The organism is Mesorhizobium sp. CA14 (assembly GCF_020165195.1).
Lineage (GTDB): Bacteria > Pseudomonadota > Alphaproteobacteria > Rhizobiales > Rhizobiaceae > Mesorhizobium.
Genome location: NZ_JAIUHR010000003.1, coordinates 266,531 through 283,084 on the forward strand (window position 1 = coordinate 266,531; position 16,554 = coordinate 283,084).

At 63.7% G+C, this 16,554-nt stretch carries 17 protein-coding genes; 14 read left to right on the forward strand and 3 right to left on the reverse strand.

Going from position 1 to position 16,554, the window contains the following annotated elements; genetic code table 11:
• Positions 1–174 precede the first annotated feature (174 nt).
• From LB565_RS05565 to LB565_RS05575, 3 genes are all read right to left on the reverse strand, one after another.
• Positions 175–819 (reverse strand): dihydrofolate reductase family protein, encoded by a 645-nt coding sequence (locus LB565_RS05565; protein WP_224582158.1) that lies wholly within the window; start codon positions 817–819, stop codon positions 175–177.
• A gap of 139 nt (positions 820–958) precedes the next feature.
• The gene (gene hemB, locus LB565_RS05570; RefSeq protein ID WP_224582159.1) at positions 959–1,990 is read right to left on the reverse strand and encodes a porphobilinogen synthase; all 1,032 of its coding nucleotides are present in this window, start codon (positions 1,988–1,990) and stop codon (positions 959–961) included.
• A gap of 223 nt (positions 1,991–2,213) precedes the next feature.
• A complete protein-coding gene (locus LB565_RS05575; protein ID WP_224582160.1) occupies positions 2,214–3,026 on the reverse strand; it encodes a DUF2066 domain-containing protein in 813 nt (270 codons plus the stop codon).
• 163 nt (positions 3,027–3,189) lie between these two features.
• Between LB565_RS05575 and LB565_RS05580 the strand changes: the two genes are divergently transcribed.
• The 14 genes from LB565_RS05580 (at position 3,190) to LB565_RS05645 (ending at position 16,503) form a co-directional block, all read left to right on the forward strand.
• Complete coding sequence (locus LB565_RS05580; RefSeq protein WP_224582161.1) at positions 3,190–4,233, forward strand: enoyl-CoA hydratase/isomerase family protein; 1,044 nt, start codon at positions 3,190–3,192, stop codon at positions 4,231–4,233.
• Positions 4,230–4,652: a DUF6163 family protein gene (locus tag LB565_RS05585; protein WP_224582162.1), complete on the forward strand. Its 423-nt coding sequence runs from the start codon at positions 4,230–4,232 to the stop codon at positions 4,650–4,652. The genes LB565_RS05580 and LB565_RS05585 overlap by 4 nt, the downstream gene beginning before the upstream one ends.
• 299 nt (positions 4,653–4,951) lie before the next feature.
• A complete protein-coding gene (gene ldtR / locus LB565_RS05590) occupies positions 4,952–5,467 on the forward strand; it encodes a transcriptional regulator LdtR (RefSeq protein ID WP_040983294.1) in 516 nt (171 codons plus the stop codon).
• A gap of 475 nt (positions 5,468–5,942) precedes the next feature.
• A complete protein-coding gene (locus tag LB565_RS05595; RefSeq protein WP_224582163.1) occupies positions 5,943–7,196 on the forward strand; it encodes a murein L,D-transpeptidase in 1,254 nt (417 codons plus the stop codon).
• 362 nt (positions 7,197–7,558) lie between these two features.
• Positions 7,559–8,872: a serine hydroxymethyltransferase gene (glyA, locus tag LB565_RS05600; RefSeq protein WP_224582164.1), complete on the forward strand. Its 1,314-nt coding sequence runs from the start codon at positions 7,559–7,561 to the stop codon at positions 8,870–8,872.
• A 107-nt stretch (positions 8,873–8,979) separates the two neighbouring features.
• Positions 8,980–9,567 (forward strand): hypothetical protein, encoded by a 588-nt coding sequence (locus LB565_RS05605; RefSeq protein WP_411970612.1) that lies wholly within the window; start codon positions 8,980–8,982, stop codon positions 9,565–9,567.
• A 143-nt stretch (positions 9,568–9,710) separates the two neighbouring features.
• Entirely contained in the window at positions 9,711–10,190 is a 480-nt protein-coding gene (nrdR, locus tag LB565_RS05610; RefSeq protein ID WP_224509166.1) for a transcriptional regulator NrdR, read from the forward strand.
• Positions 10,191–10,192: 2 nt separating this feature from the next.
• Positions 10,193–11,320 (forward strand): bifunctional diaminohydroxyphosphoribosylaminopyrimidine deaminase/5-amino-6-(5-phosphoribosylamino)uracil reductase RibD, encoded by a 1,128-nt coding sequence (ribD, locus tag LB565_RS05615; protein ID WP_224582166.1) that lies wholly within the window; start codon positions 10,193–10,195, stop codon positions 11,318–11,320.
• A 61-nt stretch (positions 11,321–11,381) separates the two neighbouring features.
• Positions 11,382–11,999 carry a riboflavin synthase gene (locus LB565_RS05620; protein WP_224582167.1) on the forward strand — a complete coding sequence of 206 codons (618 nt, stop codon included), beginning with the start codon at positions 11,382–11,384 and terminating at the stop codon, positions 11,997–11,999.
• 99 nt (positions 12,000–12,098) lie between these two features.
• Entirely contained in the window at positions 12,099–13,088 is a 990-nt protein-coding gene (locus tag LB565_RS05625; protein ID WP_224582168.1) for an acetylserotonin O-methyltransferase, read from the forward strand.
• 138 nt (positions 13,089–13,226) lie between these two features.
• A complete protein-coding gene (ribH, locus tag LB565_RS05630; protein ID WP_224582169.1) occupies positions 13,227–13,721 on the forward strand; it encodes a 6,7-dimethyl-8-ribityllumazine synthase in 495 nt (164 codons plus the stop codon).
• Positions 13,718–14,212 (forward strand): transcription antitermination factor NusB, encoded by a 495-nt coding sequence (nusB, locus tag LB565_RS05635; protein WP_095767684.1) that lies wholly within the window; start codon positions 13,718–13,720, stop codon positions 14,210–14,212. The genes ribH and nusB overlap by 4 nt, the downstream gene beginning before the upstream one ends.
• Positions 14,209–15,432: an MFS transporter gene (locus LB565_RS05640; protein ID WP_224582170.1), complete on the forward strand. Its 1,224-nt coding sequence runs from the start codon at positions 14,209–14,211 to the stop codon at positions 15,430–15,432. The genes nusB and LB565_RS05640 overlap by 4 nt, the downstream gene beginning before the upstream one ends.
• A 159-nt stretch (positions 15,433–15,591) precedes the next feature.
• The gene (locus tag LB565_RS05645) at positions 15,592–16,503 is read left to right on the forward strand and encodes an ABC transporter substrate-binding protein (protein WP_224582171.1); all 912 of its coding nucleotides are present in this window, start codon (positions 15,592–15,594) and stop codon (positions 16,501–16,503) included.
• Positions 16,504–16,554: the final 51 nt, after the last annotated feature.

Below are 16,554 nucleotides of genomic sequence, written 5' to 3' on the forward strand. Positions count from 1 at the left end.
CCCTCCTTCTCCCCTTGCGGGAGAAGGTGGATCGGCGCGCAGCGCCGAGACGGATGACGGGTTGGAAGGAATGAGGCGGTGACGATTTCCAGCTCGTTGCCAAGCTGGAGCACCCCTCATCCGACCTCGCTTCGCGAGGCCACCTTCTCCCACAGGGGAGAAGGAGGAGTCCAGCTACGCCCGCCCAACCATCACATGCGTCGCATCGGCGGTCGCCATCTGTTCCGTGCACTGGTACCCCAGCTTCAGCATGTCGAGCCCGGCGAACAGATGCTCGCCCGAGCCGAGCAGGACCGGCGAGATCGCCAGATGCATCTCGTCGATCAAGCTCTCCTGCAGATACTGCCGGACGGTCGAAACGCCGCCGCCGACCCGCACATCCTTGCCGCTTGCCGCTGCCTTCGCCTGTTCAAGCGCCGAATGGATGCCGTCGGTGACGAAATAGAAAATCGTGCCGCCTTCCATCTCGATCGGCGCGCGCTTGTGATGCGTCAGAATAAAGGTCGGCACGTGGTAGGGCGGGTTGGCGCCCCACCAGCCTTTCCAGCCGTCGTCCGGCCATTCGCCACGGCTCGGCGCGAACATGTTGCGGCCGAGGATCCAGGCGCCGACATTCTCGAAGCTGCGTACCGCAAAATCGTTATCGGTATCCGTCGTTCCGCCTTCCTTGCCGATCATCTGGTGGAACGAGCGGGTTTTGATCATCCATTGGTGCAGGTTTTCGCCGCCGATGCCGAGGGGGTTGGCGAGGCTTTGGTCGGGGCCGGCGCCGTAACCATCGAGCGAGAGCGTAAAACAATCAACACGGAGCTTCGACACGAATTCCTCCTGATCAGTTGTGATACACAAGCGGAATAGCTCAACTGATTGCATTTTGCAATCAGTATTCTGTCGGGCAAAAAAATCCAGCCGGCAGAGTGGCCGGCCGGTCATCCAGCGGCATCAGATCAGTCCGGGGCTATCCCTTCAGCATCTGCGCCACCACCGGCGCGAAATAGGTCAGCACGCCGTCGCAACCGGCTCGCTTCAGCGCAAGCAGCGATTCCAGCATCGCCTTTTCGCCGTCGATCCAGCCATTGGCGGCTGCTGCCTTGATCATCGAATATTCGCCCGACACCTGGTACGCGAAGGTCGGCATCTGTAGCTCGTCCTTCAGCCGGCGGATGATGTCGAGATAAGGCAGGCCGGGCTTCACCATCAGCATGTCGGCGCCTTCGGCAAGGTCCTGTTCGGCCTCGCGCACCGCTTCGTCCGAATTGGCGTGATCGATGTAATAGGTCTTCTTGTCGCCTTTGAGCAGGCCGGCGGTGCCGACCGCCTCGCGATAGGGGCCGTAGAAGGCCGAGGCGAACTTCGTCGCATAGGACATGATAGCGACGTCCTGGAAACCATTTGCGTCGAGCGCGTCGCGGATGGCGCCGATACGGCCGTCCATCATGTCCGACGGCGCGATGATGTCGGCGCCCGCCGCCGCCTGGATGACGGCCGCGGCGGCGACCTGCTCCACCGTCTCGTCATTGACGATGATGCCGTCGCGCAGGATGCCGTCATGGCCGTGGCTGGTGAAGGGATCGAGCGCGGCATCGGTGATGATGCCGATCTCGGGCACCGCGTCCTTGATGGCGCGCGTGGCGCGGTTGATGACATTGTCCGGGTCGAGAATGTGCGATCCCGTCTGGTCGCGCAGCGCAAGCTCGACATTGGGGAAGGTGGCGATGGCCGGGATGCCCAGCTTGGCCGCGCGCTCGGCTTCCTTCACCGCGAGGTCGATGGACAGGCGGTAGACATCCGGCATCGCGGCGATCGGCTCGCGCGTGTTCTTGCCGTCGATGACGAAGATCGGCCAGATCAGATCGTTCACCGACAGCTGGTTCTCCTGCACCAGCCGGCGCGACCAGTCGGCCTTGCGCATGCGCCGCAGCCGCCGGCTGCCGGTGATCTCGTCGACGCTGCGCGCGCCGGCAGGCTTTGCGGGGGTGAATTTGTTCATCGCCGAAACTCTCTTTTGCGCAGGCTTTTACCACGCGTCTCCGCCGCTGACCAATGCGACACGATTGTGCCAGCGTCGAAGCGCGAGTTCCTCGCCCCCGCGAGAGGCGGGGGGAGAGGTGGCCGCGAAGCGGACGGAGAGGGGCCTTCGCAGGGCGCTCCCCTCTCCGTCTCGGCTTCGCCGAGCAATCTCTCCCCCATTTCATGGGGGCGAGGAAATGCTGTCACGGCTGCCCGTGCCCCGACAAGATCTGCGCAGCGCCCCTGATCGCCACACGGAACGCCTCGTCGAAGCTGACGCCGCGCGCCTGCCAGCGATAGGTCTTGCCGCGGTCGGCCATCCGCCAGTCGGCGATCCAGCCGAGTTCCTTGTCGCTCCACACGATGCTGCCGGCGAGCGCCCGGGCCGCTCCCGCTTTTCTCGCGAGATTGTCGAGTCTTGCCATGTCGGCCCCGGAAAGGGCCTTTTCATCCAGGCCGCCAAGCTGCCCGGCCTTTGGAAAGGTGACGCGCATCAGCAGCGGACCGGCAGCATTGGCGAAGGATTCGCGCATCGCGTTGCCGCGCTGCTCGTCTTGCGTCAGCACGAAATGCCGCGAGCCCTGCTCGGCGGTCATGAAGACGGCGATCGGCCGCCGTTCGCCGAGCCAGGGCCTGCTGCCGAGCTGCGCCAGGAGCTTGTCGACGACGGCCGGCTTGTAGATGCAGGTCAGATCGTGCGGCCTGTCATGCGTGCCTTGCTCGTCATGGATCGGGATGCCTTCGAGCCGGTCGTGATAGCGGAAGGACTGGACGAAGTCGGCCGCCTTGTCGCGCAGCGCCAGCATCTCCGTCTTCTGCGTCAGCCGCTGGTCGCCCGATACCTTGACCAGGACCTTGTCAAGGCAATCCTTGAAGCCGATCTGCCGGTTTACCTCGCCGGTGCCGGTGACGATCGTTTGCGCCTGGTAGAGCTCGGCGATTGTCGCGGCGCGGAGGGGTAGTCCCAGACACAGGAGACCGACCAATCCAACCACGAAGCGGGAAATTCCAGGCATGTCGATCTGCTCGAAACCGGTCGGACGCGGGCGCAGTGCTTTGCCGGTTACCTAACATCTGGCGTGGCCGCCCGCCAGCGCAAGAACCGCTGCCATTGACGGGTCCGCATGCCGCCATTAGCACTTCTCTCCCCCGGCGGGCGGAGAGAGGAATTTCCTGGTGATGGATTTTGGCGGAGGCGACGAGATCCGCTTCGAGCGGCTGGGCAGAGCGGGCGTGGTCACATTGACCCGGCCGAAGGCGCTCAACGCCGTCACGCACAACATGGTCAAGGCACTCGGCAAGGCGCTGGACGCCTGGGAACAGGATCCGGGCATCGGGGTTGTCGTCGTCAAGGCCGAGGGCAGGGCGTTTTCCGCCGGCGGCGATATCCTGCACATCTATGAGGCCCGCCGGGCGGGCAAGCCGCCCGTCGACTTCTTCGCCGACGAATATCGGCTCAACGCCCGCATCGCGCGCTTCAAGAAACCCTATGTCGCGCTGATCGACGGCATCGTCATGGGCGGCGGCGTCGGCATCTCTTTCCACGGATCGCATCGGGTGCTGACCGAGAACGCGCAGTTCGCCATGCCGGAGGTCGGCATCGGCTTCTTCCCCGATGTAGGCGCCAGCCACTTGCTGCCGGACCTGGGCGGCTCTTTCGGCATATATCTCGGATTGACAGGAAACCGCATCCGCTATGGCGACGCGCTGTGGTCGGGGCTCGCCACCCATACCATCAAGGCCGAGGACCAGGCGGGCCTGCTCGACGAATTGGCGACGAGCGGCGACGCCAATGCGGAGCTGCGCGATTTTTTCGTGCCGGCCAAACGCGAGACCGACCGCCAGGACCTCGAGGCGATCGCGCGCCATTTTTCGCAGAGCTCGCTCGCCGGCATCATCGAGAGTCTAGAGCGAGCGGAGGCCGACGATGCATTTGCCGCAAAGACCCTGGCGACGCTGAAAACCCGCTCGCCGACCAGCCTCCACGTCGCCTGGCGCCAGATCAGCGCAGGATCGACGCTGTCGATGGACGAATGCATGAAGATGGAGTTCCGCATCCTCAACCGCATGCTGGCCGGCCATGATTTCTACGAAGGCATCCGCGCCGCCATCATCGACAAGGGGTCCACACCCGCGTGGCGGCCGGCCCGACTGGATGAGGTTCGAGAGGCCGATATCGACGCCTATTTCGCGCCGCTCGGAGATGAGGAGCTCGCCCTGTGAGCGAGGTCACCTCCAGGCGCGTGGTGCTGCAACCCTCGACCACCGAGGTCATCTTCGCCTGGTTCCAGCGCGTCATCGCCGGCTACTGCCTCTTGTTCGGCATTCTCTACTGGATCCGCCTGATCGGCATCTATCCGGGTGAGCTTTGGCGCTTCGACCTGATGCCGGTGCACTGGCAGGTGGCGGCGGCCATGCTCGCGGTGTTCTTTCCTTTCGCGGCCGCCGGCCTCTGGATGTTGGCGTCCTGGGGACCGGTGATCTGGTTCATCTGCGCGGCGACCGAGACGGTGATGTATGCCGGCTTCCCCGATCTCTTCGGCCACCGCCTGCTGATCGTGATCTCGCACGCCTGCGTGGCCTTGCTCTACATCGTCTTTCGCGTCACCATCTGGCTGCAGAAGCGCAGGCTCCGCCAATGAGCATGATGCCGAAAAGTGTGAAGCGGTTTTCGGACGACATCATGCTCCACCCATAAAGCCGCCGGGGCCGGCCTTCAGGGCCGGTTTCGCAGCCCGTTTTCACTGCAAAATCCATTGGCTAAATCTTTAGGTTAATTGTTCTTGCTCGGGTGACCGATCGTTAAGCGTCTTCCGAAACCTCTTACCGGTAAGCTCTTGTTAGCCCTGGCGTTTAAGTCGAATTTTATGAGTATTCGATAGTGTCGCGATCAAGGTGAAAAACAAAAAATCACCAAGGCGACAAACGAGAGGCAAAGACAATGATCAATTCGCGTCCGGCGGCGAAGACCGCAAACGTATCTGACGATCGCCGCGAGGCTATCCGCTCGCTTTACATGGAATCGCTGCAGCTGGTGGAGCGTCTGCACCGCCGCCTGCTTGACGTGATCAAGGACGAGTTCGACCGCAACGGCCGTTCCGACATCAACGCCATCCAGGCGCTGCTGCTCTTCAACATCGGCAACTCCGAGCTGACCGCCGGCGAGCTGCGCTCGCGTGGCTACTATCTCGGCTCGAACGTCTCCTACAATCTGAAGAAGCTGGTCGACCTCGGCTTCATCAACCACCAGCGTTCGCGCATCGACCGCCGTTCGGTCCGCGTCTCGCTGACGCCGAAGGGCAACGAGGTGGCCGACGTCGTCGCTGGCCTCTACGAGCGTCATGTCGGCTCGATCGAGGCGGTCGGCGGCATCAACACCGACGAGTTCAAGCAGATGAACCGCGCGCTGCAGCGCCTCGACCGCTTCTGGAACGATACGATCGCGTATCGGATGTAAGAGCTTCGGAACTGGGACGGGAAAGCCGCGCCGAAGAAGCACGGCCCGGGGAAAGCTATGGACCGGTGTCGAAGCGCTGGTCCTTTTCTTTTTTCGACGACGGGCATCTGCGGGAGTTTGACAGTCGCTCCGCGCGCGTTGAAATTTCGTGCCTGAGGGGGAGGGCGCAAACTTCACGAGCACGCGGCGACATTGCTGCGATGCAAAAAAGCATCGCTATGATTTCTTCACCTTCCCGCCGCAGGCAAATCGCGGGCCAAGGCCACGTTGCCGCCATAATCGCGGTCAATGCCGATTGCGGGTGATGCTGCGGGCCTGTGCCCTGCGCCCCTTGGAACCTGTTGCGGCGGCACGTTTCCGGCGGCCGACCGATGCGGGTCATGGTTGGCGAATTGTTAAGTTTGCCACCCCTAGAGTGCGGACAAGCCGCCCGGCAAGCGATTGAGCGAGAGCGATTAAGCAAAGAATGTCTGCCATGAGAACCAGCCGCCGTTTCTTCCTAACTGGAGCCTCCGCGCTCGCCGCCGCAATGGTCGCTGGCCATGCGAGCGCCCAGGACGTGATCGGGGACATCCTGAAATCCTCGACCCGCGGCAATTGGGACGACCAATTCGACGCTCGCGGCAACGACACCAACAAGGTCGCCTCGACGCTGCCGATCTTCAGCCAGCAGACGGTGGCCTTCACCGAGCAGGCGGTGGCGCAGTACCAGAACATCGTCTCCCAGGGCGGCTGGGAGCAGGTTCCGGCGACCAAAAAATTGCAGCTCGGCGACGACGATCCGGATGTCGTCCCGCTGCGCAAGCGTCTGATGGTCTCGGGCGACCTGCCGCAGAGCGCCGGCATTTCGACGGCCTTCGATTCCTATGTCGACTCGGCGGTCAAGCGCTTCCAGCTCCGTCATGGCCTGCCGGCCGACGGCGCCATGGGCAAATACACCTACGCCGCCATGAACGTGTCGGCGCAGGTCCGGCTCGGCCAGTTGCAGACCAACCTACAGCGCCTGAAGGAAAAGGCCGGCACGCTGGGCGACCGCTACGTCCTTGTCGATATTCCGGGCGCCCAGGTCGAAGCGGTCGAGAACGACCGCGTTGTGCTGCGCCACACGGCGATCGTCGGCAAGATCGACCGCCAGACGCCGATCGTGAACTCGAAGATCAACGAGATCATCGTCAATCCGTATTGGAATGCGCCGGTTTCGATCGTGCGCAAGGACATCATTCCGCTGATGCGGAAGGACCCGAACTACCTCAAGGACAGCCACATCCGCCTGTTTGCGCCGGACGGCAGCGAGGTGGATCCGATGACCATCGACTGGTCGACGGACGACGCCGCGAAATACCGTTTCCGCCAGGATCCGGGCAACAACAACGCGATGGCCTCGGTCAAGATCAACTTCCCGAGCCCGGACGGCGTCTACATGCACGACACGCCGCAGCAGAGCCTGTTCGGCAAGCTGATGCGCTTCGATTCCTCGGGGTGCGTGCGCGTCCAGAACGTGCGCGACCTCGTCACCTGGATCCTGCGCGACACGCCCGGCTGGGACCGCCAGCATTTCGAGGCGGCGATCAAGACCGGCGAGAACACGCCGATCAATGTGGTCAACCCGGTGCCGGTTCACTTCCTCTATCTGTCGGCGTGGTCGACCGCTCCGGGTGTCGTGCAGTTCCGCGACGATATCTACGGCCTCGACGGCGCCAGCGAGCTGCAGATCAGCTCCGCGCTTTAAGCATCTGATCTAAGAAGAAAAAGACCGCTCTCGTAGCGGTCTTTTTTGTTCAGGCCAGCCGCGGGTTTGATTCAGGGATCGAACTCGGCTTCAGGCTGGCGGGCATCAAGGGTGAGCGCGCCGAACTGCAGACCATGCTTCGTCGTGGCAAAATCAACGACCACACGGCGCGCAAGCTGTTTACCGAGATCACCTTCTCCGAAGCGATCCTCAAGGGCCGCGAACCGCGGGATTAGAAGCGGGTGCGCTTGTCTTGGCGCAAACCGGCCAGCAAATTTCGCGCCGCAAACGTGGCGGCCCGAAAACAACTGTGTTAATGCGCGGCGACCTCGCAGACCTCCGGCCCCAAGGGAAAGCAAGCCATGTCAAATGCAGCGGCAGCCTCCAGCAAATTCGAATCCTTCTTCGAGACCACGCTTGCCGACGCCGATCCGGAAATCTTCGGCGCCATCCGCAACGAACTCGGTCGCCAGCGCCATGAAATCGAGCTGATCGCTTCCGAAAACATCGTATCGCGCGCCGTGCTCGAAGCGCAGGGCTCGATCATGACCAACAAATACGCCGAGGGCTATCCGGGCAAGCGTTACTATGGCGGCTGCCAGTTCGTCGACGTGGCGGAGGAACTGGCCATCGAGCGCGCGAAGAAGCTGTTCGGCTGCAACTTCGCCAATGTCCAGCCGAATTCCGGCAGCCAGATGAACCAGGCGGTGTTCCTGGCGCTGCTGCAGCCCGGCGACACCTTCATGGGCCTCGACCTGAATTCCGGCGGCCACCTCACCCACGGCTCGCCGGTCAATATGAGCGGCAAGTGGTTCAAGGTCGTCTCCTACGGCGTGCGCAAGGACGATCACCTGCTCGACATGGACGCGATCGAGAAGACCGCGCATGAGATGAAGCCGAAGCTGATCCTGGCCGGCGGTACCGCCTATTCGCGGATTTGGGACTGGAAGCGCTTCCGCGAAATCGCCGATTCGATCGGCGCCTATCTCATGGTCGACATGGCGCATATCGCCGGCCTCGTCGCCGGCGGCATGCACCCGTCGCCGCTGCCCCACGCCCATGTCGTGACCACGACGACCCACAAGTCGCTGCGCGGCCCGCGCGGCGGCATGATCCTGTGCAATGACGAGGAGATCGCCAAGAAGATGAACTCGGCGGTGTTCCCGGGCCTGCAGGGCGGGCCGCTGATGCATGTCATCGCCGCCAAGGCGGTGGCGCTCGGCGAAGCCCTGAAGCCGAGCTTCAAGGCCTATGCCGAAAGCATCGTCGCCAACGCCAAGGCGCTGGCCTCGAGCCTGCAGGAGACGGGCCTCGATATCGTCTCGGGCGGCACCGACAATCATTTGATGCTGGTCGATCTTCGTCCGAAGAACGCCACCGGCAAGCGCGCTGAGGCAGCTCTCGGCCGCGCCAACATCACCTGCAACAAGAACGGCATCCCGTTCGATCCGGAAAAGCCGTTCGTCACCTCGGGCGTGCGGCTCGGCACGCCGGCCGGCACCACGCGCGGCTTTGGACAGGCTGAATTCCGCGAGATCGGCAAGCTAATCGCCGAGGTGCTGGACGGTCTGAAGGTGGCGAATTCCGACGACGGCAATGCGGCGGTCGAGGCTGCGGTAAAGGGCAAGGTCACGGCGCTGACCGATCGCTTCCCGCTCTACCCTTACCTCGGTTGATCCTTCTGCCGGCTGCCCGCCCTCGGTTGACCGGGCGCCGCGCGTCATCTTTTATCCTGCGCTTGCGCCGCTCCTCCAGGGCGGCGCGGCTTACTGGAGATCCGATGATGCGTACTTCCCGTCTCGCCGCGGCCTTGCTTGGCTCGCTTGCCGCCTTCGCCACTTCCGCCGTGATGGCCCAGGACGAAACGAAGCCGGATGCTGATTTGCCCGCCACCAATACCTTCGGCAGGTGGACCACCATCATCGATACGCTCGATACCGGGCAGGACGCGCACAAGACCTGCGCCGCCTCGACGGCTTTCCTCGACGGCAACGGCAATGCGGGCTCCCTGACGCTGTCGATCTCGACCGGCGACGCGCTGCCGCCGGATGCGTATCCGACCATCATGTTCATTATCGACAACAAGACCCTGCCGACCGGCAACAAGATCGCCGCGACCTTCGGCGACCCCGGCGTGAAGGTCGCCACGACCGTAAGCTCCAACGCGGCCGCCGGTGGTCGCCCCAGCTGGATGGTCGACAACCAGGCCAAGACCAGCCTTGCCTTGCTGCGCGCCATGCGCAAGGTCACCTCGCTCGATGTGGTCTTCGGCAAGCAAGCCGTCGCGAGCATCCCGATGGATGGCTTCACCAAGGCCTATCGCAATCTCGGCACGTCCTGCGGGTTTTCGACCAAGGACGTCGCGCCCTGACGCTTGTTGGCCGGCCGGGCAGGGCGCTGGCAATCTTGCTCGCGCCTCGCTATCTCTGAGGTACGAAAAGGTCTTTCCTTTGCCGAGACGGCAAAAGGCACTAAGCCTTCCGCCATCTGAGAATCGCGAACCCAAGGCTCCCCATGCGCTGCCCCTATTGCCAGTCCGAAGATACGCAGGTGAAGGATTCGCGTCCCGCCGAGGATGGCGCGGCGATCCGCAGGCGGCGGGTGTGCCCTGATTGCGGCGGCCGCTTCACCACCTTCGAGCGCGTCCAGTTGCGCGACCTCGTCGTCATCAAGAAGTCCGGCCGCAAGGTGCCTTTCGATCGTGACAAGCTGCTGCGCTCCGTCGAGATTGCCGTGCGCAAGCGCAATGTCGACCCCGAGCGCATCGACCGCGCCGTCACCGGCATCGTGCGCCAGCTCGAAAGCTCCGGCGAAACCGAGATCGCTTCAGGCGAGGTCGGCCGGCTGGTCATGGAGGCGCTGAAGTCGCTGGATGACGTCGCCTATGTCCGCTTCGCCTCGGTCTATCGCAATTTCCGCGAGGCCAGGGATTTTCACGAGCTGCTTGGCGAACTGAAGGGCGATGAGGAAAAAAGCGAAGAGGGCGCCGGCTGATCATGGCGGGACCACGACTGGAAGAGGCCGCGCAGGCGGCCCTTGATCGCCGTTTCATGGCCGCGGCCATCAGGCTGTCGCGCCGCAATGCCGGCCGTACTTCGACCAACCCTTCCGTCGGCACCATCATCGTACGCGACGACGGCGCCGGTCCGATGATCGTCGGCACCGGCGTGACGGCCGTGGGTGGCCGGCCGCATGCAGAGACCGAGGCGCTGGCCGAAGCCGGCGAGCTCGCGCGCGGTGCGACGGCTTACGTTACTCTGGAGCCTTGCGCCCATCACGGCCGCACGCCGCCCTGTGCCAACGCACTGGTCAATGCCGGCATCGCGCGCGTCGTCGGCGCGGCCAGCGATCCCGATCCGCGCGTCTCCGGCAAGGGCTACGCCATCCTGCGCGCCGCCAGTGTCGAGGTGGTGGAGAAAGTGCTGGCCGCCGAGGCCGCCGAGCAGATGGCCGGCTATCTGACTCGTTCTCTGAAAAAACGCCCGGAAGTAACTCTGAAGCTTGCGCTTTCGAGCGACGGAAAGATCGGCCGCAAAGGCGCCGGCCAGGTTGCCATCACCGGCGAGATCGCACGGCGCGATGTCTATCTGATGCGCGCCGAGTCCGACGCCATCCTGGTCGGCATCGGCACCGCGCTGGAGGATGATCCGGCGCTGACCGTGCGCCTGCCGGGACTGGAGAACCGCTCGCCGGCGCGCATCATCCTCGATCGGCAGATCCGGCTTCCGGAGACGTCCAAGCTGGTTTCCGGCATCGACCGCGTGCCACTCTATGTCGCCGCATGTCTGGAAGCCGACCCGCACCGGCGGGCAGCGCTCGAACGCGCCGGCGTGCGCTTCATCGGCACCGAAACCTATGCTGGCGTCGTCGCCTTGCCGGAGTTGCTCGAAGACCTTGCCGCGCTTGGCATGGCGAGCGTTTTGGTTGAAGGCGGAGCCACGGTGGCCAAGGCCTTCCTCGAGGAAGATCTTGTCGACCGCATTGTCCTCTTCCAAGGCCCGGACGCCATTGGCGAGCACGGCATTGCATCGCCCATCGACGCCGACCACATCCCGGCTGGATTTCGCAAGCTGCGCGACATGCGCTTCGGCGAGGACAGTTACGCCGAGTGGGTAAGACCATGAGCCCAAAAAGTGAGAACCGGTTTTTGGATAAGATCACGGTCAAAACGAAAGACGCTCTCTGATGTTTACGGGAATTGTGACTGATGTCGGTACGGTTGCGAGCGTGAAGCCGCTCGCCGAAGGCATCGGCCTGCGCATCGACACCGCCTATCATCCAGAAACGATCGCGATAGGTGCTTCGATCTCCTGCGGCGGCGTCTGCCTCACCGTCACGGCGCTGCCCGAGCATGGGTCCAACGCGCGCTGGTTTGAGGTCGAGGCCTGGGAGGAAGCGCTCAGGCTGACCACCGCTTCGAGTTGGAAATCCGGCACCCGGATCAATCTGGAACGGGCACTGAAGATCGGCGACGAGCTCGGCGGCCATATCGTCTCCGGCCATATCGACGGCACCGCCGAGATCGTCGAACGCAAGGAAGAGGGCGATGCCGTGCGCTTCACGCTGGAAGCGCCGCGCCATCTGGCGAAGTTCATCGCGCCCAAAGGTTCGGTTGCCCTCGACGGCACCTCGCTCACCGTCAACAAGGTCGAAGGCACCCGCTTCGACGTGCTTCTCATCCATCATTCGCTGAGCGTCACCACCTGGGGCGAGCGCCAGGCCAGCGATCGCGTCAACATCGAGATCGACACCATGGCCCGCTATGCCGCGCGCCTGGCGGAGGCCGCGAAAGAGGGGCTGTGAACTAAAGCAGGTCGTGAGGCCGCGCCGTTCAACACTGCGTCTCGCTTCACTTCTGCTCGCGCCCCTCGTAAGCTTTTCACCTGGCCGGAGGGAAAAGCTATGGCCAACCCGTCGCAACAAGTCATGAGGCTGGGTTTCGGATTTGCCGTATCACAGGCGCTGCGCGTCGTCATCGAACTCGGTATTCCCGATCTTCTGGCTGCCGGCGAGCAGTCGGTCGAAGACTTGGCCGCCGCCACGAACGCGGACGCGGAGCCGCTCTACCGCGTGATGCGGCTTTTGGCACCGGAGGGCGTCTTCACTGAAAATCGCCCTCGTCAATTTGCCTTGACGGAGGTCGGCGCGGCGCTTCGTTCCGATCGGCCCGGACCGCGCGACTTCATCCGGATGATCAACAGCGAGGCCTATCTTGCGTTCGAGCAGCTTCTGCATTCCGTCCGCACTGGAAAGCCGGCCTTCGACAAGGTATTCGGAAGCCCGAGATTCGATTGGCTTTCGACCCACCCGGAACAGGCTGCCCTGTTTCAGCGCGCCATGGTCGCCTTGAGCCAAGGCAGCAACGAAGCGGTCGCCGACGCCTATGATTTCAGCCGATATACGCGGGTCGTCGATGTCGGCGGTGGGCATGGACAGCTTCTCTCGGCCATCCTGGCCCGCAATCCCCATTTGAGCGGCGTTCTGCTCGATCTGCCGTCCGGGGTGGCGGCGGCGCGCCGGGGCGCTGGCGGCGATCTGCCGCGGACCGACTTCATCGCAGGCGACTTCTTCGAGAATGTCCCGGCTGGCGATATCTATGTGATTAAGAAGGTCATCCACGACTGGAACGATGAACGCGCGGGGCTGATCCTGCGCCGTTGCCGCGAGGCTATGCCAACGCATGGCAGGGTGCTCGTGGCCGAGACGCTCGTCCCTCCGGGCGACGAACCTGCCCAGATCAAGGCCATCGATGTGGTCATGCTCGCGGTCACCGGCGGCCTTGAGCGGACCGAGGCGCAATATGCCAGGCTGTTCCAGGGCGCAGGGCTGAAGCTCGAGCGAGTGATCGACACCAGCGCACCGATCTCGATCCTTGAGGCTTCGCCTGCCTAGCCAAACAAGTACCGAAACATCGTGCTGCCCGGGACCTGAATCCTTCGAGAGACAGAGCGTTGGTATCGGTCCGCCAATCTTCCGCTTGCGGTCAACCCGGCTTCGGCCTAAGTCACCGGCAACCCCCCGGAGACTTTTATGGCTGGCACATCCCAACACGGCAAAGCGTTCATTCGTCCGAAGGCGAAGGCGCATCTGCTCATTGTCGAAGCGCGCTTTCACGACGATCTCGCCGACGCCCTGCTCGAAGGTGCGACCGGCGCGCTCGAGGAGGCCGGCGCCACCTATGACGTGGTGACGGTTCCCGGCTCGCTCGAAATACCGGCCGTCATAACCTTCGCGCTCGATGGAGCGGCCGAAGGCGGCCCGCATTACGACGGCTTTGTTGCGCTCGGCACCGTCGTCCGTGGCGACACCTATCATTTCGACATCGTCGCCAATGAATCGAGCCGTGCTCTGATGGATCTTTCGGTGCAGGAGGCGATCGCGATCGGCAACGGCATCCTGACGACCGAGAACGACGCGCAGGCATGGGCGCGCGCGCGGAAGACGGAAGGCGACAAGGGCGGCTTCGCCGCGCGCGCGGCGCTGACCATGATCGCGCTCAAAGAGAAATTCGGAGCCCAATCGTGACTGATCCCGCCTCGACCGGTGCGGTGCGCCACGCCAACAAGCGCGGTGCCGCCCGCCTTGCCGCCGTCCAGGCGCTCTATCAGATGGATGTGGCCGGCAGCGGCGTCTTCGAGATCACGGCCGAATACGAGGCCTTCCGTCTCGGCAAGGAAGTCGACGGCGCGCTCTATCGCGAGGCCGACGCGCAATGGTTCCGCGCCATCCTGACCGGCGTCGTCGAAAACCAGAAGACCATCGATCCCGTCATCCGCCAGGCGCTCACCGAGGACTGGCCGCTGTCGCGGCTCGATTCGACGCTGCGCGCCATCCTGCGCGCCGGCGTCTATGAATTGATGAAACGCGAGGACGTGCCGGTGGCCGTGATCGTCTCCGAATATGTCGACATCGCCAAGGCATTTTACGAGGAAGACGAGCCGAAGCTGGTGAACGCCGTGCTGGATCGCGTTTCGCGCCGGGTTCGCGGCGAGGGACGCGGCAAGGACGCTTCGTGACGACCGCAACGGCCGCGGTCGCCGAGACCAGCAGGGAGGGGCGTCGCACGGCGGTGCTGCTTGCCGCAGCGCAGGCGATCGTCGGTTCGGCCGCGCCGATCGCCATTTCTCTCGGCGCGCTCGCCGGGCAATATCTGCTCGGCCCAGACAAGTCGCTCGCGACGGCGCCGGTCACCGGTTTCAATATCGGCGTGGCGCTGGGGGCCTTGCCGGCTGCCGCCATCATCCGCCGGCTCGGCCATCGCGGCGGCTTCATGACAGGCACTGTCGTCACCGCGCTTGGTGGCCTGATCGCGACGCTCGCGCTCTTCCAGGCAAGCTTCTGGCTCTTCGCCTTCGGCCTCTGCGCCATTGGCGTCGGCGGCGCTTTCGTCCAGCAATTCCGCTTCGCGGCCGCCGACAATGCGCCGCCGCAGTTCAAGGCGCGCGCCATCTCCTTCGTGCTGGCCGGCGGCATCATCACTGCAATTCTCGGGCCGCAGATCGTCATCTACACGCGCGAATTGCTGGCCCCGGTGATGTTCGCAGGATCCTTCGCCTCGATCCTGCCGTTGGCGGCGGTCGGCGCGCTCATCCTGTCGTTCCTGCGGGTTTCCTCACATGCGAACGCCGTGACCGAAGCCGCCGCAAGCGATGCCCGCCCGCTGATCGAGATCGTCACCCAGCCGCGCTTTGTCGCAGCACTGTTCTGCACCGTCGGCAGCTACGCGCTGATGAGCTTCGTCATGACCGGCGCGCCGCTCGCCATGGTCGGCTGCGGCCTGTCGGAGGACAATGCCACGCTTGGCATTTCCTGGCACGTCATGGCCATGTTCGGACCGAGCTTCTTCACCGGTTCGCTGATCCATCGCTTCGGCGCCGAGCGCATCGTCGCCACCGGCCTTGTCCTGTTGATCGGGTGCGGCGCAGTGGCGCTTTCCGGCCTGGCGCTGTGGCAGTTCTGGACAGCGCTGATCCTGCTCGGGCTCGGCTGGAATTTCGGTTTCATCGGCGCAACTGCAATGGTCGCCGCCAGCTACCGGCCCTCCGAGAAGAGCAAGGTCCAGGGTTTCCACGACTTTGTCCTGTTCGGCTCCGTCGCCTTTGCCTCGCTGATGTCGGGCGCGATCTACAATGCCTGGGGCTGGACCATGCTGAACTGGATCGTCTTCCCGGTCGTGGCGCTCTGCTTCCTGGCGCTCGGGACCTTGAAGCTGACGGGCTTGCGCGCTGCCAGCTGACATCACGCTGTCGGGACTGCCTGCGGCGCGTCCCTGGCCTGGGGAACAAAGATATTGCGCTGATCCCCTCAGTTATGAAACCGTGTACCCCGACTGGCCGTTATGGCCGTGCTCATATGCGCCCTCCGGATACTCGGTTCACAGCAAGGGATTTTCACAATGTTTTCAATCCGAAAGCTCGCCGTAGCAGCCATCGCGCTCGGCATTGCCACGGCCTCGGCCAGTGCCCAGGTGGTCGTCTCCTCGAAGATCGATACCGAGGGTGGGGTGCTGGGCAACATCATCCAGCTCGTCCTCAACGCCAACAACATCAAGACGACCGACCGCATCCAACTGGGCGCGACGCCCGTGGTGCGCAAGGCGATCACCGCCGGCGAGATCGACATCTATCCCGAATACACCGGCAATGCCGCCTTCTTCTTCCAGAAGGCCGACGATCCGGTCTGGAAGGATGCCGCCAAGGCTTACGCAACCGCCAAGAAACTCGATTATGACGCCAACAAGATCGTCTGGCTGTCGCCGTCGCCGGCCAACAACACTTGGGCGATCGCGCTGCGCAAGGAAGTGGCCGACGAGAACAAGCTCGTCACCCTGACGGACTTTGGCAAATATGTCGCCGGCGGCGGCAAGGTGGTGCTGGCTGCTTCCGCCGAGTTCGTCAATTCGGCGGCGGCCCTTCCAGCCTTCCAGACCACCTATGGCTTCAAGTTGAAGCCCGACCAGCTGATCACGCTTTCCGGCGGCGACACTGCGGCGACCATCGCTGCCGCCGTCAACCAGACCAACGGCGCCAACGCCGCCATGGTCTATGGCACCGATGGCGGCATCCAGCCCTCCGGCCTCGTCGTGCTCGAGGACGACAAGAACGTGCAGCCTGTCTACCAGCCTGCGCCGATCATCCGCGAGAAGGTGCTGAAGGAACATCCCGAGATCGAGACGCTGCTGAAGCCGATCTTCGCCAAGCTCGACCTCACCACGCTGCAGCAGCTCAACGGCCGCGTGCAACTGGGTGGTGAGCCCGCCAAGGGCGTGGCGGAGGACTTTTTGAAGAAGAACGGGTTCTTGAAGTAAAAACCAGAAATAGCGACGCACGTGGGACAAGCGCGACCGCGGAAGCTGCCA